The organism is Cupriavidus sp. 01T418, from assembly GCF_056398885.1.
In genome coordinates this window covers 41774-66323 of record NZ_JBFTQG010000015.1, presented here as the reverse complement: position 1 = coordinate 66323, position 24550 = coordinate 41774, and the positions used below count along the sequence as shown (strand labels likewise).

Below are 24550 nucleotides of genomic sequence, written 5' to 3'. Positions count from 1 at the left end.
GCGATGATCGACTTCGCCAGCCTGCCGCGCGGCGGCGGCATCGGCACCAGCTTCGCGCTGGTCCGTGCCTGGCCCTGGCCCCTGGGTCTCGCCTGCCTGGGCACCGCTATCGCCGGCCTGCTGGGCCTGCTGCCGTATCTGGTGGCCTGGATGCTGCTCACATCCGTGCTCGGCAGCCCGGTGTCGCCGTCGTTGTCCGCGTGGCTGATCCCCTCGCTGGTGGCGGGATGGGCGCTACGGCACGTACTCGCTTGCGCCAGCAAGAGCATCGCGCACCGGCTGGCGTTCTCCGCTATCGCGCAACTCAAGCTTTGCCTGCTCGCGAAGCTCGACCGCGTGCGATTGACGTACCTTGACCAGGTGCCGGCGGTACAGCAGAGCCAACTGATCGGTCAGCAGGCTGAGGAGTTGGAAGACGCCGTTGCCCACCTTCTGCCCGAACTGAGCACGGCGACGCTCGTACCGGCGGTACTGGCTGGTCTGCTGCTTTGGGTGGATTGGCGGATGGGACTTGCCTGCCTGCTGCCGTACGTCCTTGCCACCGCGTGCAGCCTGTACTCGATGTCAGTCGGAAAAGCTGCCGGCCAACGCATGATGCAGGCGTGGGGTGTGCTGGTGCAACACCTGCACACGCTCCTGCATCACCAACTGCTCTTGCGTACGTACAACCAGGCTGACACGGCGCAACATCGAGTCGACGATGCGCTGGGCGTTTTCGAGCTGCAATCGACAGCGGCGGTCCGTCAACCGTTGAGCCTCGCTGTGCTGTTCATGGTGCTGGGTACCAGCTCGCTCTCCGCCGCGCTGGCGGTCGGTGGCGCATTGTATGCAAGCGACGCCCTGAGCCTGTCTTCGTTGGCGTTCTTCTGCATCGTTTCCGTTGGCCTGGGCACGCTGTACAGCGATGTCTTCAGCTTCTTTCTTCGCCTGGGCAAGCTCAAAGCCATCTGGAAGGCGGTGTTCGGCCTGCTCGATGCCCCGGAGCAAGTCTGGGGCACGCTGGATACGGTCGAAGCGCCGGCCGGTATCGAGTGGCGGCAGGTCGGCAAACAACACGGCGAACGACATATCTTGTCCGATATCAGCCTGACGGTCGGCCCCGGTCGTTCGCTGGCCCTGGTCGGTCACAGTGGCGCGGGCAAATCCACCCTGGCCAGGCTCCTGCTGCGCTTCGACGACGCTGACACAGGGCAGATCCTCCTCGGCGGCCGCCCCTTGCAGGCGTACAGCGAAACGGCGCTGCGGCGGTCGGTCGCCTTCGTCAGCCAGCAGACCGAGTTGTTCGCCGTCAGCGTGGCCGACAACATCCGACTGGGGCGGCCCGATGCCGACCTGGCGGCGGTGGAGACAGCAGCTCGACTGACGCTTTGCCATGACTTCATCCGCGCCTTGCCACAAGGCTATGACACGGTCCTCGCGCCAGACGGTCGCGACCTCTCCGGCGGCCAGCGCCAACGCCTGGCGCTGGCGCGCGCGCTGATGCTCGACGCGCCAGTCCTGGTACTGGACGAGGCGCTCGCGTTCAGCGACATCGAGAATCAGGTGCAGATTCAGCAGGCGATCTCCCGGCTGGCGCAGGGACGAACCTTGATCGTGATCGCCCATCGGCTGCCAACCGTGCGCGAGCTCGACACCATCGCCGTGATGGCCCAGGGCCGCATCGTCGAGACGGGGCGTCACGAGAGCCTGATCGAGGCTGATGGGGCCTACGCGCTGCTGTGGCGGCAGATCGAACAGGTGCCGCGGGACACGGAGCAAGCCTTATGACGAACTGGTTCCTACGCTTGCTCGACGACTGCGGCATGCGCGCCCAATTTTCGCGTTACATGCTGCTCACGTGGTTCGACATCCTGCTCACCGCCCTGCCCCCGCTGGCCGCCGCCGAATTCATCCGGACAGCCTGGCTTGCGAGCGGCTGGCCGCCGGCCGGCGGCCTGTATCTGGGCGTCGCCGCGCTGGCGCCAGCCATTCGTCTGCTCGTGCAGTGGCGAGCCCGGATGCTGGGGGCGCAAACCGTGTTCAGCGCGGTCACGCTCTATCGGCGGCAACTGGTCCGGCGCGCTCTGGCGGCCCCGCTCTGGCAGCTACGCCGATGGCCGGAAAGCCAGATACTCGAGCGTCTGACCAGCGACGTCCGCCTGGTACAGGAAGGCGTCTTCATCGTGCTGGTGAGGCTCCAGGCCAACCTGCTGCTGGCCGCCATCCTGTTGCTGTACATCGGTTACCACCGGCCGCACCTGCTCGGCGGCTTTCTGCTGGCACTTCTGCCATGCGCGTTGGCGGGGCGCCGCCTGCTGGCTGCGCTCGACCATCGCATGGACAGGCTCACCGAGCACAACGACGCGGTGCAGGACGCCTTGGCGGCCACGCTTGGAGGGATTCGCACGCTCCGTTTGTTTCAGGCGACACGCGTTCCCGGCCTGCAGTTGGATGCCCGTCTGCGCGCGCAACGGGAAGTGCAGCAGCGCAGCGTACCGGCGTTCGCCATTCGCGATCAGATCGTCCATGGTCTGCTTGAGCTGTGCCTCGTGGCTGCCTTGCTGGCGGCGTGGCGGTCGCAGCCGGATGCCAGCCTGGTGGCGGTGCTGCTCGCGCTACCGCTCGCCTACCACAACCTCTGCTGCGCCTGGCAGGAATGGGCGCTGGTGAAATGGACGCGCAAGGCCTGGCAACGTATCCAGCCGGTGGCCGAACTGCAGGGCCAGCCGCAGGGCGATGCGCGTTCCCGCCCGACCGGGTCCGCGGCGCTGACGCTCGACAGCGTGAGCTTCGACTACAGCAGCCGGTCCGTACTGAAAGCGGTCAGCGCCCGCTTCGCGGCAGGCACGCACAACGTCGTCGTGGGACGCAATGGCGCTGGAAAGTCCACGCTGTTGATGGTGCTCGCCCGGCTCTACGACCACGACAGTGGGCGTATTTTACTGGGCGATACCGCGTGCCGGGACGTCCCACTGGAGGCCTGGCGCAGCCACGTTGCCATGGTCCTGCAAGAGACCGCCCTGTTGCCCGGAACCCTGCGTGACAACCTTCTGCTGGGACGTGCGGACGCCGACGATGCGCAGATGCACAGCGCGCTGCGCCTTGCCTGCTGCGATGACCTCCTCAGCCAGTGGCCGCATGGGCTCGACACGATACTGGGGGACGGCGGAACATACGTCTCCGGCGGAGAACGGCAACGCATCGCGATTGCGCGGGCGCTGCTCAAGGATGCACCCGTGGTACTGCTGGACGAGGTCACGTCCGGCCTCGATAGCGTCAACGCCCAACGGGTTCAACAGGCGATCACGGCATTGGCACGCCATCGCACGGTCATCCAGGTCACGCACTCCTTGCAGCAGGCGGTTCACGCCGATCAGGTGCTGGTACTCGTCGACGGCAAGTTCATCGAGACAGGCGTTCACGCCGCACTGCTGCATGCGCAAGGCACCTACGCTGCGCTCTGGGCCGTGTTCCAGCAAAGCCTGAACTGGCGGGTCGCACACCAACACGGCGGTATCGGCACAGCGCTGCGTCCGATTACCTGGCAGCTTCACGAGGACCAGCAATGGAAGGTGAGCAATGAAGACGCTACAGGAAGTGATCCAAGAGCACGCGGAGCAGCAGGCTGAGTTGGTCGTCTATCGGGAGCTGGACAGCCGTGGCATGGAAATCGGCCGAATCACCTTCGCCGAACTCCGCCGACGCGCCACGGCGGTAGCACACTATCTGCTGGCGGAACCGGACCTGGGGCCATCTGTGCTTCTGCTGTTCCCTCCAGGTATCGAATTCATGGTCGCTTTCATCGGCACCATCATGGCCGGCAAGTTAGCCGTGCCTGCCGCCCGACCCGGCGCGGTCGGGTTGAAGCGAGCGCTGCCTCGTCTGGAGCGTATTGCAGGCGACTGTTGCGCCCGCGCCATTCTGGCTGACGCCCGTTTCGTCGATGACATACACGCGCAGGGAGAAGGCCATTGGCTTGTCGAACATCGGTATCGGGCTCTGCCGTGGCCCGTCGCCTCGGTAGACGCTCCACCCCGGCTTCCTGCCTCTTCCCTGGATGCCGTTGCCTACCTGCAGTACAGCTCCGGCTCGACCGGATCGCCCAAAGGGGTGATGATTACCCATCGCAATATCGCAGCCAACACCGCAGCCATCGAGCAACGGATGGGAAATCCCGGCCGCGTGGTTTCGGTGGAATGGATGCCGCATTTTCACGACTACTCCTTGGTCCAGGGCTTGCTGCTCGCCCTCTATGTCGGTGCCGAGCACGTGATCCTGCCGCCGATGACACTGCTGCGGGCGCCGCTGGTGTGGTTGAAGACGGTTTCCACCTATCGCGCATGGCGCAGCGGCGGCCCCAACTTCGCCTACCAGCACTGCATCGACCGGATCGGCGATGCAGACATTGCCGACTTGGATCTGTCGCATTGGAAATGCGCTCATTGCGGCGCCGAGCCGATCAAGGCCGCCACCGTCGAGGCCTTCCTGCGACGCTTTTCTCCTGCAGGGCTGTCCCCGCTGGCATTCCATCCGGGATACGGCATGGCGGAGGCCACGCTATTCGTTGCGAGCGCGCGCCCGGATGATCCCTGGCGCGCAATGCCGGTACGGCCCACCGACAGCCAGGCGCTGACGGTCTCGTGCGGCGTACCTGCAGCGGGACTCGACCTTCGTATCGTCGACCCCAAAGCCCGCCGGGAGCTACCCGAAGGCCAGGTCGGGGAAGTCTGGCTCTCGACGGACAACCCAAGCGTATCCCCTGGCTACTGGCAAGCGGAGGACCTCAATCACGAGGTATTCCGGGCTCGCCTGGGAGGTGGCCACGGGGAATACCTGCGCACCGGCGATCTCGGATATCTGCGTGACGGGGAACTCACTATCAGCGGACGCCTGAAGGATCTCATCATCGTCCAGGGGCGCAACATCGTGCCCACCGATATCGAATGGCTGGCCCAAGCGGAATGCCCAGGGCTGCGTACGGACTGCGGTGCCGCCTTCGCGATGGATGACGCCATGTCGACACAGCTGGTGCTGGTGCAAGAAGCGGACAAACGCTGCCCGGCGGAATGCCTGCCCGGGTACGCGCACGCCATTCAGCGGGTACTCGCCCAGCACCTGGGCCTGACCCTGGACGAGATGGTGTTCATCCGCACCGGCAGTCTGCCAAAAACCTCCAGCGGCAAGATCCAGCGGCGAGCGTGCCGAACGCTGTTCGAACAAGGGGCGTTGCCCATCCTCTTCCGCTACCGGTGCGACGGCTGCGCCGCAGTGCAGTCCCGTCTTGCCGCGCGAAGCGATCCACTGGATGTGCTGCGCGAGCTCCTGGCGACCCAGCTCGACCGTGAACTGGAGCCGTCCGAGTTGGAGCGCAGTCTGTTCGACATCGGAATGGACTCGCCGGCCATCGTGCTATTCCACGAACGAATCCGGCACCGGCACCCCGACTGGTCCCTGGACGTTACCGATCTTTTTCAGTGCGCCTCCCTGACGAACCTCGCTGACCATATCGGTAGAAGCCCGGCTGCCGGCGTCGACGTGAGCCATGGAGAACGTGCCAGATTGACCCAGCAGCGCAACCGGCGGCGCATGACCGGCATGCATGACAACGGACTGGAGCTGAAATGAATGCCACCGAGGATCTCCTGGCAAAACACCCCGATGCGATCGCGATCGTTGGCATGTCCGGACGCTTCTCGGCCGCACCAGACCTTGCGGTCTTCTGGGAAAACCTGTGCGCGGGCCGGGAAAGCCGGGAAGTCTACAGTCGCGAGATGCTCGAAGCCCAAGGCGTGAGCGCGGCGTTGCTCGACGACCCCGCTTATGTCAGCGCCGGCATGCCGATGGCCGATATCGACTGCTTTGACGCCGAGTTCTTCTCGATCAGTGCCAAGCAGGCGACCTGGATGGATCCACAGATACGCTTGTTCCTGGAAGTCTGCTGGCACGCAATGGAAGATGCCGGCTACGACGTGAGCCGGCTTGGCACCCAGCGTGTCGGGGTCTTCGCAGGCTCCAACCCGGCGGTCTACCTGTGGCAATACCATCTGGGAAAACTAAGAGACCCCAACCTCGCGCAGTGGCTGGAGATCCTCACCGGCAATGACAAGGACTATCTGAGCACTTGGGTAGCCTACAAGCTGGGGTTGCGCGGTCCCAGCTTGAATATTCAGACCGCATGCTCGACATCCTTGGTCAGCGTCGCGACGGCCTGCCACAATTTGCTGGCCTATCAATGCGACATGGCGCTGGCAGGAGCCGCCGGGTTGACGCTGCCGCACGGCCAAGGCTATCTCTATCAAGCCAACACCATATTGTCGCCGGATGGACGTTGCCGCCCTTTCGATGCCGATGCCACGGGCACGGTCATGGGAAGCGGCGTGGCCGCTGTCGTACTGAAACGATTCGAGGACGCCGTGCGCGACGGCGACCACATCGATGCGCTTGTACTGAGCGCTGCCGTCAACAATGACGCGCAACGCAAGATGGATTTCATGGCGCCGGGAGTCGACGGCCAGGCCGAGGTGATCCGCATGGCGCATCGCCTGGCCGAAGTCGCCCCGGACAGCATCGACTACGTGGAGGCGCACGGTACCGGTACGCGCCTGGGTGACCCCATCGAGGTTCGGGCGCTGCAACTGGCCTTCGGCACAGGCGATCACCGCCTGCGTCCATGCGCCATCGGCGCCGTCAAAAGCAACCTCGGGCATCTCAATACCGCCGCAGGTATGGCCGGACTGATCAAGACGGTCCTCGCGCTGCGCCACGAAATACTGCCACCAACCCTGCACTACCGCAGCCCCAATCCGCAATTGGCCTTGGAGGAAAGCCCATTCTTCATCAATGATCGACTGCGGCCATGGCCGCGTGAGTCCGGCCGCGCTCGCCGCGCCGGGGTCAGCACCTTTGGCTTTGGCGGCACCAACGCGCACGTCGTGCTGCAGGAGGCGCCAGCCACGGATCGAATGAACGAATGCACAACGCCGCAACTGTTTACACTGAGCGCGCGCGATCCGGCGGCCCTGGAACGCTATCGGCAACAAGTCGGCGCCTGGCTGGCAGACCGGGGCCGGACCGCCAGCCTCGATCAGCTCTGCTTCACCGCGGCGAGGGGACGCAGGCTGCTTTCCCACCGCCTCGCCGTGGTCGCGAGCAATACCGGCGAGCTCGCTGTTGCTCTCTCCACCGCGTCTGGCACGCAAGCCAGGTCAGGTGGCAAGACGGCCTGGGTCTTCACGGGCCAGGGGGCGCAATACGAGGGCATGGCGAGCGGACTGTACGACCATGAGCCAGCGTTCCGCGAAGCGGTCGACAATTGCTGCCGCGCCCTTCCGGACGGCAATGCGCTGCCGATCGCCGATTGGCTGTCCGGGCGCCTGCCGGTGGCCGAGGCATTGATGCGCGCCGCAAGCTTGCAGCCGCTCCTGTTCACTGTCCAGTACGCATTGGCTGCGGCATGGCGTCGGGCCGGCGGCGAACCGGACGTCCTGCTTGGCCATAGCCTGGGCGAATATGTTGCCGCCAGCCTGGCAGGGGTGATGCCGTTGGACACCGCCATGGCGATGGTTTGCCTGCGCGCACGCTTGCTCGACAGCCTGCCTGCCGGTGGCGGCATGCTCGCCGTGCGAGCGCCTGCGGCGACCGTCCATGGGTATCTGCGCGATGGCTTTGCGCTGGACGTGGCGGCCGACAACGGCCCCCAGCAGGTCGTGGTGTCCGGCGGCGTCGAAGAGCTTGCCAGGCTGAGTCAGGCCTTGGCACAGGCACAGGTCGAGTCCGTTGCCTTACCCGTCACGCACGCTTTCCACTCGCGCCTCCTCGACCCCATCCTGGACGCATTCGAGTCCGGTCTGCGCCACTTCGCCTATCGGCCGCCGGCCATTCCGATGCTCAGCAATCTGAGCGGCAAGCTGCTCGAGCAGGCACCGGATGCGCGCTATTGGCGCGATCACCTGCGGCAGTCCGTGCAATTCTGCGCCATGACAGAGCAGTTGCCGGGGCTGGGCGTCGCGCGGGCGCTGGAGATCGGCCCCAAGCCTTTGCTCTGCACAATGATCGGTCGTGTGCTGCCGCATGGATGTGTCCCCGGTCTGGTGGAAGATGCGTCCGGCCATACTGCATGGCTACGGCAGGTCGGGCATGCGTTCTGCACCGGCATGCTGGCCAACGTCGAGGGGCTGTTTACCGAGGGACGGCGTATCTCCTTCCCGGGGTACCCGTTTGCGAAGTCGCGTTTCTGGGCTGCCGAAGAAGCAGGCCATACCGCTGTCTCCCCGCCCGTCTCTGCCGATCAGCCCGCCGCAAGCGCGCCGCGGAGTGATCCGCTGTTCGACCTCGTAGCCGATTACTGGCGTGTGGCACTGGGTAGCGCTTCGCTCAGCAGGCAGAGCGACTTCTTCATGCTCGGCGGCAACTCCCTGGCTGCCATTCAGATCCGCGCGGCCGTCCAGCGCGACCTTGCGATCGATCTGCCGATGGCCCGGATGATGAAGATGCGCACCTTGGGAGAGGTGGTCGACGCCATTGCCGCAGTGCTGGAAGCGGAAGTGGAAAACGAGGAGGACGTATGAATGACAATCTCTCCGTCCAGGCGCGCGCCCTGCTCGATCGACGCCTCGCCGGACGGCACGCCGACTCGGCAACGACGCGCCTGCCCGTACTGCGCCCCGATCCGCGCAACCGCTACGCGCCTTTCCCGTTGATAGACATGCAGCAGGCCTACTGGATCGGTCGCCAGGGCGATGACCAGTCAGGTATGCACTACTACATGGAGTGGCGCACCACGGACTTCGACTTTGCGCGGTTTTGCCTGGCGTGGGAGCGCATGGTGGCCCGCCACGACATGCTTCGCGTGGTAATCACCGCGGACGGCCAGCAACGCATCCTTGAGCATGCGCCTGGCAATGGTCTGCCGGAGCGACACGATCTGAAGCACCTGTCACCCACCGGACAGGAAGAAGCCCTGTCCGCGAAGCGTGATGCACTCGCCCACTTCAAGGCCGATCTCACACYGTGGCCTCACCACCAGTTGCATTGGTGCGACCTCGGCGGCGGAAAAGGGTGCCTGTTGATGAGCCTCGATATCTGGTGCATCGATGGCCATGGCGTGCAGACATTGGTCAACGAACTGGCCTGCACCTACACCGATCCGGCTTGCGCACTGCCGGCCATCGCGATGACTTTCCGCGACTACGTGCTGGCAAGCCAGGCCTTCGAACAGGGGCCGGTCTATGCGCAGGCATTGGCCTACTGGCGAGAGCGCCTGGCCAACCTCCCTGCGGCACCCTCGCTGCCGCTGGCCAGTGCGAACGAGATATCGTCGCCGCCGACGTTTGCGCGATGCGACATGACCCTGACGGAGATGCAGACCCTGGCCATCCGCGCATTGGTTGCCGACCAGGGATTGACGCTCGCAACGCTTCTGGCCGCCTGCTATGCGGAGGTGCTGGCACGATGGTCGAGCAGCCGGCATTTCGTCTTGAACATGCCCCGCTTCAATCGCAAGCCGATCCACCCGGACATCTGTTCTGTGTTGGGGGAGTTCGCGACGTTCACACTGCTGGAGGTCAAGCTGAACCCCCGCCTCAGCTTCGGCGAGCGCATCGCGGCCATGCAGGAGCAACTGTGGCACGATATGGAGCACGACGCCGTATCCGGTGTGCGCGTGCTCCGCGAGCTCAATCAGCGCAGCGGAGGCCTCAACCACGCGCCAGCGCCGATTGTCTTCACTTCCCTGCCGGAGGTCGCCGGTGGCAGCGACAACGTGCGCCGCGAAGCCGCTGCCCTGGGGGAACTGACGTTCAGCCTGAGCCAGACGCCTCAGGTCTGGCTGGACTGCCAGTACTACCAGGAGGCTGGGCGCCTGCGCCTCAACTGGGACTATCTGGCGGGGCGCTTCCCGACCGGGATGGTCGAAGACATGTTCCGCGCGTTCGCCGACCTCGTTCAACGCCTGGCTGCACAAAACGGCGAACGTGTACTGCAAGAGACCAAGGTGGCCGTCCTGCCGGCGGAACAACTCGCGCAGCGTCGGGTAGCCAATACCACCGGGCGGACATGGCCGCAGGTGCCGCTGGCCGAGCGTTTGACGACGGCCGCCGCGCGCTGGCCCGACAACCTCGCCCTGGTTGCCGACGGGCAGTCGTTGAGCTATCGCCAGTTGTTCGAGCGGGCCGGCGCACTCGCACTCCTGCTGCGCGACGGCAGTGGTCGCGTCGCCATTCGACTAGGCAAGAGCGTCGATCAGATCGTCGGCACCGTCGCCTGCCTGCTCGTCGGGCGCTGCTACGTACCGCTCGACATAGAGCAACCCGAGCAACGACAGTACGAGATCGCGAAGCAGGCACGTACCGAACTCGTGCTGACCAGTGACAGGCTGCCCGCCTGGGGCGGGATCGGTCGTGTGCTGGCCGCCGGCCAGTGGCCGGATAGCCATGCCGGGCCGCTCGTGATCGACCACGCCTGGCGCGCGGAAGCCGAAATCTACCTGCTGTTCACTTCCGGTTCGACAGGGCAACCCAAAGGGGTGCCAATTTCTCAGCGGGGCGTGATCAACCTGCTGGAACACAACGCCAAGTGGCTTGGGTTGACGGCAAGCGACCGTGTCTTCGGCGTCTCGGCCCTCCATCACGACATGTCGGTGGCCGAACTGCTGGGCAGCCTGACCCAGGGCGCGGCACTGATCCTCCCCGGACAGGCCGAGCGGCGCGATCCTGCGCGGTGGCTCGCGCTCATGCAGGCACATGGGGTCACCTACTGGAGTTCCGTTCCGGCGCTGGCAGAGATGCTGCTGGACAGCGCAGACCAGCAGCGAACGATTCTGTCCACGCTGCGTCAGGTCACGCTGGGCGGCGATTGGTTGCCCATCAACATCGGCGAGCGATTCCGCCGGGTCGCGCCAGGCGCCGCAGTCCATAGCATCGGCGGACCGACCGAGATCACAGTATGGAATATCACTCACACGCTCCAGCCGGCGGACGGGCATCGGGCAAGCATCCCCTATGGGAACCCGATTGCCAACAGCCGCTACTACGTTGTCGACGAAGACGACGACGATTGCCCGGTGTGGGTATGCGGCGAGATGGTCTGCGCTGGCGACGGCGTCAGCCCCGGCTACCTGGAGCAGGACCTCAACCGACCCGATGCCTTCGGCGCACTGGACGGGCGCGAGGCGCACTGCTATCGCACTGGCGACCTCGGCCGTTACATGCCGGATGGCAGCCTCGAGTTCGTTGGTCGGCGCGACAGCCAGGTCAAACTGCACGGCGTTCGCATTGAACTGGGCGAGATCGAGGGCGTGCTGCAACGCCATCCCGCAGTGAACCGGGCCGTGGTCGAACTGCGCGACGTCCCGCACCAGCGCCTGGTCGCCTGGTTCGACGCAGACGTGGATGAGGTGGCACTTCGGGCGCATGCCAGCAGGTACTTGCCTGCTACGATGGTGCCCAGCCTGTGGCAGCGCTGCGATGATTGGCCGATCAGCGCCAACGGCAAAGTGGATCGGCGCGCCTTGTCCTCAAAGGCGCTGCAAATCGATCCGCCTTTGGCCGCGCAAGATCTGCGGGGACCGCTGGAGCAATGGCTGGCGGCTTGCTGGGCGCAGGTCTTGCAGCGGGAAGTGACATCCAGGGAGGCCAATTTCTTCCATCTGGGTGGCGATTCCCTCCTGGCCGTGCGCATGCTCGGCACCATCGAGGCGCAGTGCGGCGTGCGCCTGGCCGCCCAGCAGATCTTTGCTACGCCGACCCTGTATCGGCTCACCGAACAGATCGAGCATCAGTTGACTGCGCAGGGACGGTCGACCGATGCCTGGAGCCCCGTCACAACGACCGGCTTCCCACCCCGTGACGGCCCGACCGCGCCCCTGTCCTGGTCTCAGCGAGGACTGTGGCTGATCGAACAGCGGCAGCCTGGAAGCGCTGCCTATACGTTGCCGCTGTTCTTCGCCCTGGACGGCCCGGTGCATGTAGCGAGCCTATGCGAGGCCGTGAATACGGTGTTGGCTGGACACGAGATTTTGCGCAGCCGCTTCGGCTTTGACACCACGGGCTTTCGGCCGTACTTGCTGCCGGATGCCGCGCCGCCCCGGTTGCATGTGATCGCGCTGTCGCCCGATCAAGATGCAAAGACCTGGATGGAAGCCTTCACCCGACAGGGTTTCGATCTCGCTGCCGGCGTAAGCGCTCGCGCGGCGCTGGTCGATGCCGGACCGGGGGGATGGCTGCTGGCGTTCCAGTTCCACCACATCGTGTTTGACGGTTGGTCGGCCGGTGTTTTGATGCAACAGGTAGCGCAGGCCTATGCCGCACAGTTGGACGGCGAGGCCGCCGTCCCGCTCGCGTATCGATTCGGCGATTTTGCGAACTGGCAACAGAGCCAGGGAGAAGACCTTGCAGCAAAGGCGTTCTGGGAACGTGCACTGATCGACCTGCCAATATTGTCATTGACCACCGACAGGCCTCGCCCCGCGCAAATGGCGTGGACTGGTAGCAGCGTGAGTCTTGCCATCGACGAGAAGCTGGTGCTCCAGCTGGAAGCGTTGGCAACCCGGCACGATGCCACGTTGTTCATGGTGCTGTTGAGCGCATACCAACTACTCCTCGGGCGCTACAGCCAGCAGAACGATGTGGTTGTCGGGACCTATGTGGCCGGACGTGGCCATCCCGCCAGCCTGGACATGCTGGGCTGCTTTGTGAACAACGTGATCATGCGCACGCCATGGGAGCCGGAGCAGTCATTCGAGAGCTTCCTGCGCCAGAACCGCGAACGGATCATTGCAGCGCTGGCGCACCAGCACTACCCGTTCGAGCGCCTTGTCGCCCAAGCCGGGACACTGCGTGACGATAGCCGCCATCCGCTGTACCAGGCAGGCTTTGCCATGCAACCGAGGCATCGGTGGCCCACGCTCGCTGGAGGCCTTCGACTGCGGCAACTACCGCCGCCGCTTCATACCGCGCACATGGACATCGACCTGTACGTGGTGCAGGACGCGGGAGGCCTCTGGCTGGAACTCAACTATCTGACCGGCCTGTTTGATGGCGACCGGATGCAACGGTTCCTTGAGCACTACCGCTGCCTGCTCGAAGCGATCGTCGCACGGCCGCAGGAGCAGCTGGTGAATCTGCGCTATTGGCCCGAACAGTGGGCCCTTCCCTCACCTGCACGATCCAGCGTCACGATTGACCTGCCTGAACGGTTGCTTCGTGGTCTGCAGCAAGGTGGCGATCGTTGTGCGTTGTACGACCGTGGCGAGCCGACCAGCTTCGCGCAGTTGCTCGCGCGTAGCCAGGGCCTGGCGGCGGGCCTGCGGGCCCGAGGCGCCGGACCTGGTGTGGTGGTCGGTGTCCACCTGCCGCGCTCCTCCCCGCAGATCTGCACCATGCTGGCCATTCTGTTCGTCGGTGCAGTCTATCTGCCGCTGGATCCCGACTATCCGCCTGCGCGTATCGAGGCCATGCTGTCCCAGGCCAGGCCGGCAATCGTGGTCAGTGATGCGGCGCTAAAGCAAGGGTTGCCGACGCCCTATGCCCGTGTTGTCATCGCGTGGCGGACCCTGGAGGCGCCCGGCCCCGCGACACCCCTGTGCTGCCAGCCGCTCCCGCACGCGCCGATGCATCTGTTGTTCACTTCCGGCTCGACCGGAGCACCGAAGGGTCTGTTTGGAAACTGGCTTACCGCGCAGAGCCGGACGCGGTGGTTGGCGCAGACCTATCCGCTGCATGCCGACGATTGCTGCGCGATTCGCACGCCGCTGAACTTCGTTGATTCGATCTGGGAGATCCTGGACCCGCTGCTGGCGTCATGCCCATGCGTCGTGGTGCCCGGCGACCTGGTCATTGACAGTCGTCGACTGCTGTCGCTGATGCGCGAACAGTCGGTGACGCGCATGGTGGTCGTCCCCAGCCTCATACGCAGCTGGTTGCGCGACGCCGCCGATGTCCTCGCCTCGTGGCAATCGCTGCGCCTGCTCCTGAGCAGCGCGGAAGCCGCGAACGCGGAAGAGATCGGGATGCTGTATCTGGCCTTGCCGGGCCTGCGTTTCGTGAACTGCTACGGTAGCTCGGAGGTCGCGGACGTCACCGCCTACGAGTGGCCGCGACCGCCGTCGCGGGACGACGAGCTTGTGCTCGGCAAACCAATCCCGGGCAACCGGATTCATCTGCTCGACAAGTGGGGCCAGGTGGTCCCCCCGGGGAACTGCGGGCATATTCACGTTGGTGGCGATCAAGTGTTCTCGGGTTACTTGGGGCAGGCGCGGCAGCCGGACGCCGCGTCGGGTATCGCGCAGGTTGGCCCATTGTTCGCCATGGGCGACTGGGGCCATCAACGTGTGGACGGTGAGCTCGCGTTCCGGGGGCGGCTCGACGACCTTGCGAAGATCCGCGGAAACCGGGTCGAACTGGCCGAAGTGAACCACCACCTTGGCGCCGCGATGTCCGGGGGGCATGCCGTGGCACTCGTTGCGCCGGATCCTCACGGCGGCATGCAGCTGGTCGCCTGGGTGGAGGCGCCGATTGATTCCCGCCCCATGCTGGCCGCAGAGGTCCGCGAGGCACTGGCGCGGCGACTGCCGGGCTATATGGTGCCGACGCGGATTGAAGCAATTCCCCGCTTGCCCCGCATGCCCAATGGAAAGATCGACCGCGCTCGCTTGCTGGATAGCTTGATGTGGTCGAGCGATGCCCCCTCTTACACACTGAGCGATGAACAGCGGCGCCTTGCCGAATTGGTCGCTCCACTGATCGGCTGCGACGTCGCAAGTCTGGATCCGCGACGCGGGCTCTACGAAATGGGCCTGAACTCCCTGTCGTTGGCAAGCCTTCACGCCAGACTGCACGCGGTCTATCCCTCTGCTTCCGGGCTGACCCTCACGGAATTGTTCCAGTACAGCACGCTTGAGCAACTGGCGCGGCGCCTGGAAGGCACCGTCGAGGATGAATCCGTTGCCGCGTCCGCCGTGACACGCTCCGGGCGTGTCGAGCGGTTCAAACATCGAATTCGGGACGATGGGGCCAAGGACGACATATCGTGAGTTTGAACCATCTGAATTCATGGACGGCTGATAGCGAGCGGTCTTGGGCGGCGCAGATCGACGAGCTGATCCGGCGACACCGTCTCGATAAGCCTCCCCCCGAACACGATCGATCCCGAGCCAGCGGGATACCGCAGGTACCGCATCAGGCAGTGGCGCTGGACCAGTACCTGGAGCGATTGCAACAGGATGGATTGGCCTGCGCCGCACGGATGCACCAAGGGCGGTGCCTCGGGCATATGACATCGCCTCTGCCTGGCTTTATGCCGCAGTTGGCCAGATTGATCGCGGCGCTCAACCAGAACCTGATGAAAACCGAATCGTCAGGTCAACTGACCGCCCTTGAGAAGCGAACGCTGCTCATGCTGCACCGGACTGTCTTTGGCCTGGGAGAATGCGCCTACGACGCGATGGGTTCCGACAGCCAGAGCACGCCCGGCCTGATCACGAGCGGCGGCACGGTGGCGAACGTGACCGCGATGTGGTGCGCCCGCAAGCGGAGTCTCGATGGACCCGACGGTTGGTGGCGCGAGCTGCAGCGCCGGGGCTACCGCGACGCCGTGGTCATCGGGTCGCAATTGATGCACTACTCGTTTGAGAAGGCCGTGGACCTTCTTGGGCTGGGCACCAACGGTCTGATCAAGGTCGAGGTGGACCAACATGGGTCGATACGTCTGGACCGGCTCGACGAGGTTCTTGCGTTCTGCCATGCGCATCGGCGAAAGGTGCTTGCCATCGTCGGAATCGCCGGCAGCACGGATTTCGGCAGCGTCGATCCGCTGGGGGAACTGGCAACGCGCGCCCGCATGGAGAACGCCCACTTCCATGTCGACGCGGCATGGGGTGGCCCCATTCTTTTCGCGGACAAGCACGCGGAGCTACTGTCCGGCATAGAGTTGGCCGATACCGTGACACTGGACGCGCACAAGCAACTCCTGACGCCAGTAGGATGCGGGGTTCTGCTGTATCGGGAGCACCCTCTTTCGCGGACGGTCATGGCGACGGCTCCCTATGCGGTACGCCCGGGCTCGGCGGACGCCGGACGTTTCACGCTGGAGGGATCGCGGCCGGCCAACGTGATCTATCTGCATGCGGCATTACATCTGATCGGTCGGCAAGGCTTCGCGCAATTGATCGAGCACAGCTTCGAGCGGGCCAGGCGCCTGGCCCGGTGCATCACCGCTCGCAAGGAACTGGAACTGCTGCAAGAGCCGGTCAGCAATCTCGTCGTCTTCCGTTATCTGCCAGCACATTGCCGCTCCGGAGCCGGCCGCGCATGCGAGACGGCCATCAATCAGCTGAACACACGCTTGCACAAGGCGCTGCGCCGTTCCGGAACCGCGTTCCTCTCCCGTACGGAACGAGCGGTTCCCGGGCGCGAGGGCCCAATGACGGTCATGCTGCGCGCGGTAATGTTCAACCCTTTGTGCGAGTTGGGTGACGTCGAACCGCTGCTCGACGAGGTCGTGGCGATCGGCGGGCATCTGGACGTTCCTGGGCTTGAACAGGATTACGCCGTGGAGCATGTCGATGGATGAGTTCAGGAGCACCATAGTCCCGCGAAAGCGCGACGCGATGAGGATGTACTGCCTGCCGTGCGCTGGAGGTAGCGCTGCGTTGTATAGAGAATGGGACGCCTTGATGCCGGATTGGATCGCGGTGTGTCCTGTCGAGTTGCCGGGGCGCGGCAGACGGTTCGGCGAACCACTTTGTTCGGATGCCCGGTTACTTGCCGCATCGCTGTGCGAGCAAATCCGAGCCGAGGGATCGAAACCCTTCATCCTGTTCGGACACAGCATGGGAGCGCTGTTGGCCCACGAGATCGCGCTGCAGATGCACGCAAGCGATCGCCTGGCACAACTGGCCTTGCTGATCCTCTCAAGCAGGGAACCACCCCACTGCCGCACTGGCGTCGACGAAAGCAGGAGCGCGTTGCCCGCACCGGAGTTTCTCGCGCACGTGCGACGCTACGGCGGTCTGGCGCCCGCTCTGGAGGAAAGCACTGAACTTCTGGAGCTCTTCCTGCCCGTGCTGCGCAACGACTTCGCCCTGGTGGATCGCTACCATTTCAACGCAGCGGCACCATTGGCCTGCCCGTTGCTTGCGGTCGGCGGCGATTGCGAGCCGGATTTCGCCCCGCGTCAACTGCGGGCCTGGGAAGACTACAGTCGACATTGGCTTGGTGCGCGTTGCTTCGCCGGCGGCCACTTCTACTTCAGCGATCCCTCCACACGCGCACGGCTGCTGGACTGCGTTCGACTGACCGTCGCGGAGCATTGCATTGGCCATTTGACCTGGTGAGTACAGGAGCGTGCCGTGCCGCAGGTGACAGGAATCCGCGTCTGGAACAAGGCCGGCGGTGCCCGCCATCGTACGCAGGAAGGTGCAGTGAGAGAGTTCGAATCAGTGGTGAGCGCAAATCCGGGTGGGTCGTCGAGCCGGAGCGAGGATGGCGATTCGCTTGAGCACTGCCTGGCTCTGCCGCCTGACGTCCGCCTCAGTAGCCTGCCAATACAACCTTTCGCTTGCGTCACGCCCAATTTGTGGCGGCTGCCTGCAAGCCTGCGCAGCGCGGCGCCGAAACGACAGCGTGAGTTTCTTTCCGGTCGGGACTGCGCGCAACTGGCACTGAGCCTTGCCGGATGTCCGGCTGGTCCGGATTTACCCATGGGCCCGGACAGATTGCCGGTCTGGCCGACGGACTGGCTCGGGAGTATCAGCCATTGCGCAACGATGGCATGTGCCCTGGTTGCCCCCAACGCCCGCTATAAGGCGCTTGGCGTTGACGTCGAGTGCATCATGTCCGAAGACCTCAGCACAGCGCTTGGGGCAATGGTTGCGACAGAGAGTGAACTGGCCCATTTCTCCGCACTTGGACGTCCTCTTCGCGTGACTTTGCTGTTCTCTGCAAAAGAGGCGCTGTTCAAGGCGTTGTACCCGGATGTCAGACGCGTTCTGGACTTCGACGCCGCACGGTTGTGCTTTGTGACGGCGCACGCGATGGCACTTCAGTTGACCTCCGACTGGAGCAACATGTGGCGGGCGGGCAGCGTCCTTGGCGTACGCTACGCCATTCGCGAAGCCCTGGTCTATACCGCCGTGCTTTCTCGTTGACGACGGGGTCTTCACCGTCCGCAATTCGGCGACGGACGCCCAAAAAAAGACCCCGATAGCAGGGATACGATCGGGGTCAACGGGAAGTGCCCTTCCGAATGTCATCGCGAGCATGATTTGCTCCCTTCACGGGATGTCAAAATCCCCAAGCGAATAATCCGGAAAGCCACGGGCACTCTGAGGCGACGGGAGTGACACCTCATGGAACAGCGAGTGATAAGGCAATCGGGATCGTTCCAGCTCGCCGCGGCGTGCCCCATGTCATAGGGCTTTCACCGGGAAAAGCAGCGCTCCCGAAAACCATGTGCGAGATCCTACCCGTCCCAGACTTTAGCGAAAAGGGCAGAAACCGCTTTTCGGATTATTCCTATGCCGCTCCAACGCCCTGTGCCCATAAGGCGTAAGTGATCGACTTGCGATTATTCATTTCGTGGCGAGTTCGAAGCCAAGCTGAATATCGGTCGGTCGGTGTAGCGCCAGACGACAGTGCTTTCCCAGGGGCGAATCGGACGCACGTGCCAAGTACCCGCCAAGCTACGCCCGCGTCAATGCGGGAGGGAGTACGACGGCAACAACGCACACCTGGTGATCGACGTCGGCCATCTTGCGACCGACTGGGTCGTGGCACGCGGTTTCATCATTGGTGACACCCGAAGTGGCGGTGTGCCGGGTGTCTATCTCCCCAGATCGGCGCCGTATACGTATACGCACATCGCTCAATGGGGCGAAATCGCCATATATGTTACGTTAAGAGCACTAAAGGTCCGCAAAATGGCCGGATAAGTCGTTAGTGCCCCACTCGAAAGAAGGTAAACGTGACGTAAACTTCTTGCGGTTTACGTATACCGAGGCTATTCTACGCCAAATCGTTAAACCGACGGAAACCGTCGAACCGTGGCTTTTAGATCGTTTCTAGGGAATCTCCAAGACTTATGGCCAGAACTAGCCTACTTAAAGCGGATCTTCCGCGTCCCGACAGCATGGCGGATGGAGCTTTGACCATTGACGGTCTTGCTCAAGTCGCCTCACAGGCGAACGACGTATTCGGACAGATCCGCGACGCCATGCTGGAGCCTTACCCGAGAAAGATCGCGCCTACGTTTACAAGCACTCAGATCGCAAGCCTATGCGGCATCGATAAAGCGAGGTTTCATTATCTGGCCACCAAGGGGGGAATGCCACCTGGTAACTCGCAGGGTAACGGAAGATCGAAGATCTTCACCCTTGAGGATGCCATTACCTGGGTCAAAAAGGCTTCCGGCCGGATGGAACGCCCTGCCGGAAGCCGCGGCCGCGTGATAACGGTCGGCAACTTCAAGGGCGGCGTGGCAAAGACGACTACCGCCGTTTGTCTGGCCCAGGCACTGACCCTCCTGGGCCGCAAGGTGTTGCTTGTTGATTGTGATCCACAAGGCACAGCAACACAGCTGTGCGGCTGGGCGCCGGACGCAGAGATCGATGAGGGACAGACGCTCCTGCCGTTGATCTACGGTGACGAGGAGACGCTGGATTATGCGGTCCAATCGACTTATTGGCACAACCTGGATCTGATCCCCGCCTCGTCTGCATTGTTYGACGCCGAGTTCGAGATTCCGTCGAAGGTACTGTCTCAGTCGGGCTTTGAATTCTGGGACATTTTGAGGAAGGGACTGCTGCCGCTTGCGGACAAGTACGACGCTATCGTTATCGATACCCCGCCGGCGCTTAGCTACATCACGATCAATGCGCTGATCGCGTCTGACGGCATTCTTATGCCCTGTCCCCCCGACGGCCTGGATTTCGCGAGCTCCACACAATTTTGGCATCTTTTCTCCGATATCGCGAAGAAGCTGCCTGGCGTGCTGGAGTCGAAACGCTTCGACTTCCTCAATATCGTTTTGACCAAGGTTAAGGCTGACGCTGTCTCCCGGGTAGTTCGTGAGTGGATGGTCAAGGCCTATGGCTCTCGGGTACTGGATATTGAGATCCCCGAATCGTCCGTGCCTAAGGGCGCTTCAGCGCAACTCTCGACCGTCTACGACCTATCCAAGCCGGATGGGAGCGTCGAGGCATATAACCGCTTCCGTGAACCGCTCGATCGGCTTGCGCAGCATGTCGACGACAAGGTAACGAGAGCTTGGAAAAATGAGGAATAAATAATGGGTATCGGCGATAAATTGCTCGCAAAGACCGCCAATGTATCGGTCAAAGCGAGCGCTGCTCCCGCCCCTTTGGACGCAACCGCAAAGACTTCGCCTGGCCGCATGCTTGCGGTCCAGTCTGCGGTTGCGGCGGCAGAGAAGCGCGCGGCCGAATTGGAGTGGAGTCTTGGTAAGCCCATTGAGGTCCCGCTCGCAGATATTGTTGAAGTCCCGCAACGGAGAAGGAAGCTCACCGAAGAGCAGTATGGCGAGTTGAAGGCGAACTTGCAGAGGAATCCGCTCGTTCATCCGATCGCCCTCTTCCGGCGTCCTGACGGGACCCTCGAACTGATAGCCGGGCACAATCGATTCCACATTTTCGAGGAACTCGGTCGCCCAACGATCCCAGCTATCTTCGTCGACCTGAGGGACAACGAAGAGCATGAACTGGCCGCGTTCTATTCGAACCTGCTATCCCCTTCGCTTCCCGATTTTGAGAAGTTCGAGGGCTTCTATCGTCATCAGCAGCAGACTGGCCTCAGTCAGCGCGAGATTGCCACTGCGGCTGGGGTCAGTGAGGCGCAACTGACGAAGCTCTTCGCGTATTCCCGGCTTCCTGAGGAAGTGCTGCAAGTCCTTCGGGACGCGCCCGATTCCAGTTGTCTTGGAGCGAACGCCGCGTACGAATTAGCGGCGCTTGTGGCCGAACGTCCAGAGCGTCGGGCACTGGTCATCGAAGCGGTGGGACGACTAGCCAAGGATCCCAGGTTCACACAGAAGCAGGCTTTGGCATTTGTGACCGCGACTGAGAAGACGCCGCGGACGGCCCCCGAGACACGCACCATCAAGCAGGGCAAGAAGCAGGTATGCACCGTGACGACCCGGAACGGTGTGATCGCCTTTCGTTTCAAGGATGCGACCGATGCCCTGAAATGGGAGGCGCGTCTTGCCGAGTATCTGGAAAACGAAATGACACAACATAAAGATGCGGAGTAAAGCCATTTTTACCTACGCAAAGGCAGCGCTATGACCTGACCGTATAGGGAAAGCATCCCAAAAAGACAAAGGCCTGGGCGGGAACCCAGGCCTCTGCTTGGTGGAGATTGCTTGCACAGATCCACACCTACGCTGCCGGCGGGAACCGGAAGCGCTCTTCTTCAACGAGAGTGTTCAGTGTAGCCACTGATTTGTGCGAGTCAAGCTCCGGAGGGCATTCGCCCTTAAATATTGGAGTTGATATGACTATTGCGCAACGCTACGCGTACGGCAAGGCAGCTGCTTGCCCTCGCACTCTCCCTCTTGAACTCATCAACGCCCGTGCTGCGGCGTTTGACCCGCTCAATTGCCTGGACCTGGGAATAACCGCCAGGCGCGTATTGTTCGGAATCCTCGCGTTCTTCAATGTTTCCCGGCCTGGTGGTTCGATCTGGCCACGCCGGGATCGCCTTCGTGCAGAATCGCTTCTCAACAGCGAGTCTTCTCTCTACCGCGGTTTAAATGACCTCGAATCGAAGGGGTATGTCAGCCGAGAGCAGATCCGGATCGCCCAGAATGGACGTTTCCACATCTCCCCCATTCATTTGACTGAGAAGGCACTGGTCCTGCTTGGCCTGAACGGTTGGCGGAAGCAGGACCGTCAGCGAGTTATCCACAATAGGCCGTCTGTCAGGGTGGAAGACGGCCTATATAAGGAACATACCAATGAGCAGAAATCTTTACAGAAATCAGTCCCAGGGGAGGCTGCCTCAGAGATCGATCGAAGCACTCGGCTTCCGGTTGCTTTGCTCTGGCTAGTAGCGCTAGGTTTGACACCGCAAGCCGTTTTCTCGCTGATGGGCGTTGCAAAGAAGCACAGCAAGCGACTTCAGGATGTGGCTGAAGTTTGCCGGGGAAAGCTCAGTGCCTTGGGTGCAAGGGAGGCTTTTGCTTACCTTCGCAAGTTGCTGCAATCGGATCGGGACTTCGGGACCATGGCCAGCGCGTGCAAGGCCAGAAGGGTTGAGGACGAGGCTCGCAAGTCCGCATTGAGCCTGCTCGACGGGATCATGGCGAAATGCGACGGACTTGCTGTTTATCGAGCCGACGGTTTGCTGTTGGGTGCGGTCAGCGTGGAAGCGTCTGCCGTGGTGAGCCGCTCTGGTTCGCTACCGTTGAACCTTCGCTTTGCTCTGGCAGTGCAAGAAGGGAAGGTTCGAGTCGGATCCCGTGGAATGGGTCTTTCTACTTGAAAGTCCAATGAAATCAGTTACTTAGCGGATCAACTGAACTATGCTCGAATATCGCCGCCGCTCGATCTGTTTTGTAAGTGCTTGATATATATAGAATTTCAAAAAGAAAGTGGAGGTATCTCGAGTGCAAGCAACGCTAGTCACGCAGAAACAACCATTGGACACGTCATTGCCGATGGGTTCATGTCCGCCACGGTGAAAGCTCCCGTAGTATTCATTGCCACCCTCGAAACGCGTCCGGACCACCTTCTTGCCACTTGGCCAGGTAGCAAGAGAAGGTAAAGTAAGCGGCAGGTAGGCCTTGGTAGTTTTGTTGTCATACAGCACACGACCCCGCACCGGCCAAGAAAACATCCCGCACCCAGCGCGCACCTAGTTACTGGAGTTAGACCTTACGCGCCCGCACCACCAATCAATTTGCCCGGAGAATATCCCTTGGGCCGCCTGAAGGGCACCAGGAATGATGCGTGGCGCGGGAATCCCCGAAGAATTCTGCTGCCGGGGAGGATCCTGGGGAACCTCGTCCCAAGTCACCCGTGTCCGACACAATGCGGTGAAGAAGGTTGGTTTCGGTACCGAGTTGTCATCCACCTATCGAGCGCGCGTGTCCCAGTGCCTTCCGAAGGATTCTCCTTTTGGGACAAGTGTCTTCGACGCCAACTACTCAGGCGCTCGGACCGCTCGGCGCTGGGAGTATTTCCGAGAAAATTGTTCGACCGATTAGCGGCCCCGGTAATACCCTTCAATGAGCCGCTAGGCCATCTCGTTACCCACGTGGTAGCGGACTACCTCGCCCATATTGCGCAGCCATCCCTCAACAGGATCATCCATCCATCTGCGCAAGCGCCGGGCGATGCGAGAAACGTCGTTCTCTTCGGTTGCATTGCAAAGGTGGGACAGATTAGTCTCAGCGAGCGCGACGCGATTGCGTCGCAGCTTCGATGTGGTATGCGATCTCCGTGCTATACGAGCCGCGAGATCTTCGTCTCCGCTTGGATTGCAAGTCGTCGGTTGCCCACCATCTCGCGCGAGTGCAGGCAGCAATTGCTGAGTTCAAGTTCCATCGAATGGAGTGCTGAGCCGAGCATGAAGGCCCCGAATGCCGTGACCGGCTTCCTCGTCTACCCCTTCGTTGTCATCCAATTGGTAAAACACGACCAGGATTGCACGGCCGCAGACGTGATGCTGGCGAATGTATTCGGCGTGCCGATGCGATGGGCTCGGGTCACCGCGGCAAAGTGCCGGCCAGTGCAATGGACAGATCCCGCACGGCGGAACGCTGGTCATCATAGTAGCTAGCTTCGGTCTAGCGGCGACAGGTCAGCCTGGGGTACTTCTGCATCCTTTCGACTACCAGATCCGCTGACGATACGAATCACAATGCCGCCCGGACCTACCGACGCCCTGTTTCAACGGCGCTGAAGTGTGCCCATCGCAGCGCTACGGCTAGAATCCCAATGCCGAAGGTCGGACCGATTCCAGTATCTGCAATAGGGCAGGCCGTATCCGGTGGGCAGGACAATCACAATTGAAGCAGTGTTGGATAGCGCCAGGGCAGGGGAGTAGTCTTTCAGATTTTGGGCGAGTGGCGATCCTCAGCAGCGCGATCTCCACTAACTTCAAATGCTCACATTGTTTCCCTGTTACCTCGGCAATAAACCGCTCAATCCCCTCGCTGGCTGCTGGAGCCTTGGCCGCGTCTCCAATCTCGGCAATCGTTACGCTTTCTGTAAGTGCTTTATAAGGCACATATAGAAAGCAGGTAACCAGCCCCGTGGCAACAAAAATTTCCAAAGCCGTAACTAATTAATGGCGTGCCCTTTGCGAGCCATGGGAAAGATGTGCGTGCCGTTCCAGTGGGTGCTGGCGGCCGGCACGGCGTGCATCCTCGGCCGCCAGCAGCAGCCGACCAGCGCGCAAGCCCCCGCAGCCAGATATACCGATGGCTCCGCAACCACCGCCGGCGGTACTGGCACGCGCCGCGGTCTTTGAGCTCTTCCCGACCACGAGTAAGTACTTGATATTTAAGTATTTCGATTCATTACGAATCTGAACCGATCGGAATTGTCAAGAAGAAACCA

The 24550-nt window shown here is 62.5% G+C and carries 12 protein-coding genes; all 12 read left to right on the top strand.

What is annotated here, in order from left to right; translation table 11 throughout:
- Positions 1–3: 3 nt before the first annotated feature.
- The 12 genes from AC1DQ3_RS17030 to AC1DQ3_RS16975 all read left to right on the top strand — a co-directional run bounded on the left by AC1DQ3_RS17030 (position 4) and on the right by AC1DQ3_RS16975 (position 24461).
- Positions 4–1767: an ABC transporter ATP-binding protein gene (locus AC1DQ3_RS17030; protein ID WP_477121346.1), complete on the top strand. Its 1764-nt coding sequence runs from the start codon at positions 4–6 to the stop codon at positions 1765–1767.
- Positions 1764–3608 carry an ABC transporter ATP-binding protein gene (locus AC1DQ3_RS17025; protein WP_477121345.1) on the top strand — a complete coding sequence of 615 codons (1845 nt, stop codon included), beginning with the start codon at positions 1764–1766 and terminating at the stop codon, positions 3606–3608. The genes AC1DQ3_RS17030 and AC1DQ3_RS17025 overlap by 4 nt, the downstream gene beginning before the upstream one ends.
- Positions 3559–5604: an AMP-binding protein gene (locus AC1DQ3_RS17020; RefSeq protein ID WP_477121344.1), complete on the top strand. Its 2046-nt coding sequence runs from the start codon at positions 3559–3561 to the stop codon at positions 5602–5604. Before AC1DQ3_RS17025 ends, AC1DQ3_RS17020 begins: the two co-directional genes overlap by 50 nt.
- Positions 5601–8546, top strand: coding sequence for a type I polyketide synthase (locus tag AC1DQ3_RS17015; RefSeq protein ID WP_477121343.1), 2946 nt, complete (start codon positions 5601–5603; stop codon positions 8544–8546). Before AC1DQ3_RS17020 ends, AC1DQ3_RS17015 begins: the two co-directional genes overlap by 4 nt.
- Entirely contained in the window at positions 8543–15007 is a 6465-nt protein-coding gene (locus AC1DQ3_RS17010) for an amino acid adenylation domain-containing protein (protein WP_477121342.1), read from the top strand. Before AC1DQ3_RS17015 ends, AC1DQ3_RS17010 begins: the two co-directional genes overlap by 4 nt.
- The gene (locus AC1DQ3_RS17005) at positions 15004–16545 is read left to right on the top strand and encodes an aminotransferase class V-fold PLP-dependent enzyme (protein WP_477121341.1); all 1542 of its coding nucleotides are present in this window, start codon (positions 15004–15006) and stop codon (positions 16543–16545) included. The genes AC1DQ3_RS17010 and AC1DQ3_RS17005 overlap by 4 nt, the downstream gene beginning before the upstream one ends.
- Positions 16532–17308: a thioesterase II family protein gene (locus AC1DQ3_RS17000; RefSeq protein ID WP_477121340.1), complete on the top strand. Its 777-nt coding sequence runs from the start codon at positions 16532–16534 to the stop codon at positions 17306–17308. Before AC1DQ3_RS17005 ends, AC1DQ3_RS17000 begins: the two co-directional genes overlap by 14 nt.
- Positions 17309–17323: 15 nt before the next feature.
- Positions 17324–18121 carry a 4'-phosphopantetheinyl transferase family protein gene (locus AC1DQ3_RS16995; protein ID WP_477121339.1) on the top strand — a complete coding sequence of 266 codons (798 nt, stop codon included), beginning with the start codon at positions 17324–17326 and terminating at the stop codon, positions 18119–18121.
- A gap of 995 nt (positions 18122–19116) precedes the next feature.
- Positions 19117–20256 (top strand): ParA family protein, encoded by a 1140-nt coding sequence (locus AC1DQ3_RS16990; protein ID WP_477121338.1) that lies wholly within the window; start codon positions 19117–19119, stop codon positions 20254–20256.
- Between the two features lie 3 nt (positions 20257–20259).
- Positions 20260–21237 (top strand): ParB/RepB/Spo0J family partition protein, encoded by a 978-nt coding sequence (locus tag AC1DQ3_RS16985; protein WP_477121337.1) that lies wholly within the window; start codon positions 20260–20262, stop codon positions 21235–21237.
- Positions 21238–21479: 242 nt separating this feature from the next.
- Entirely contained in the window at positions 21480–22469 is a 990-nt protein-coding gene (locus tag AC1DQ3_RS16980; RefSeq protein ID WP_477121336.1) for a hypothetical protein, read from the top strand.
- 1830 nt (positions 22470–24299) lie between these two features.
- On the top strand, positions 24300–24461 hold the full coding sequence (locus AC1DQ3_RS16975) for a hypothetical protein (protein ID WP_477121335.1): 162 nt from the start codon (positions 24300–24302) through the stop codon (positions 24459–24461).
- Positions 24462–24550: the final 89 nt, after the last annotated feature.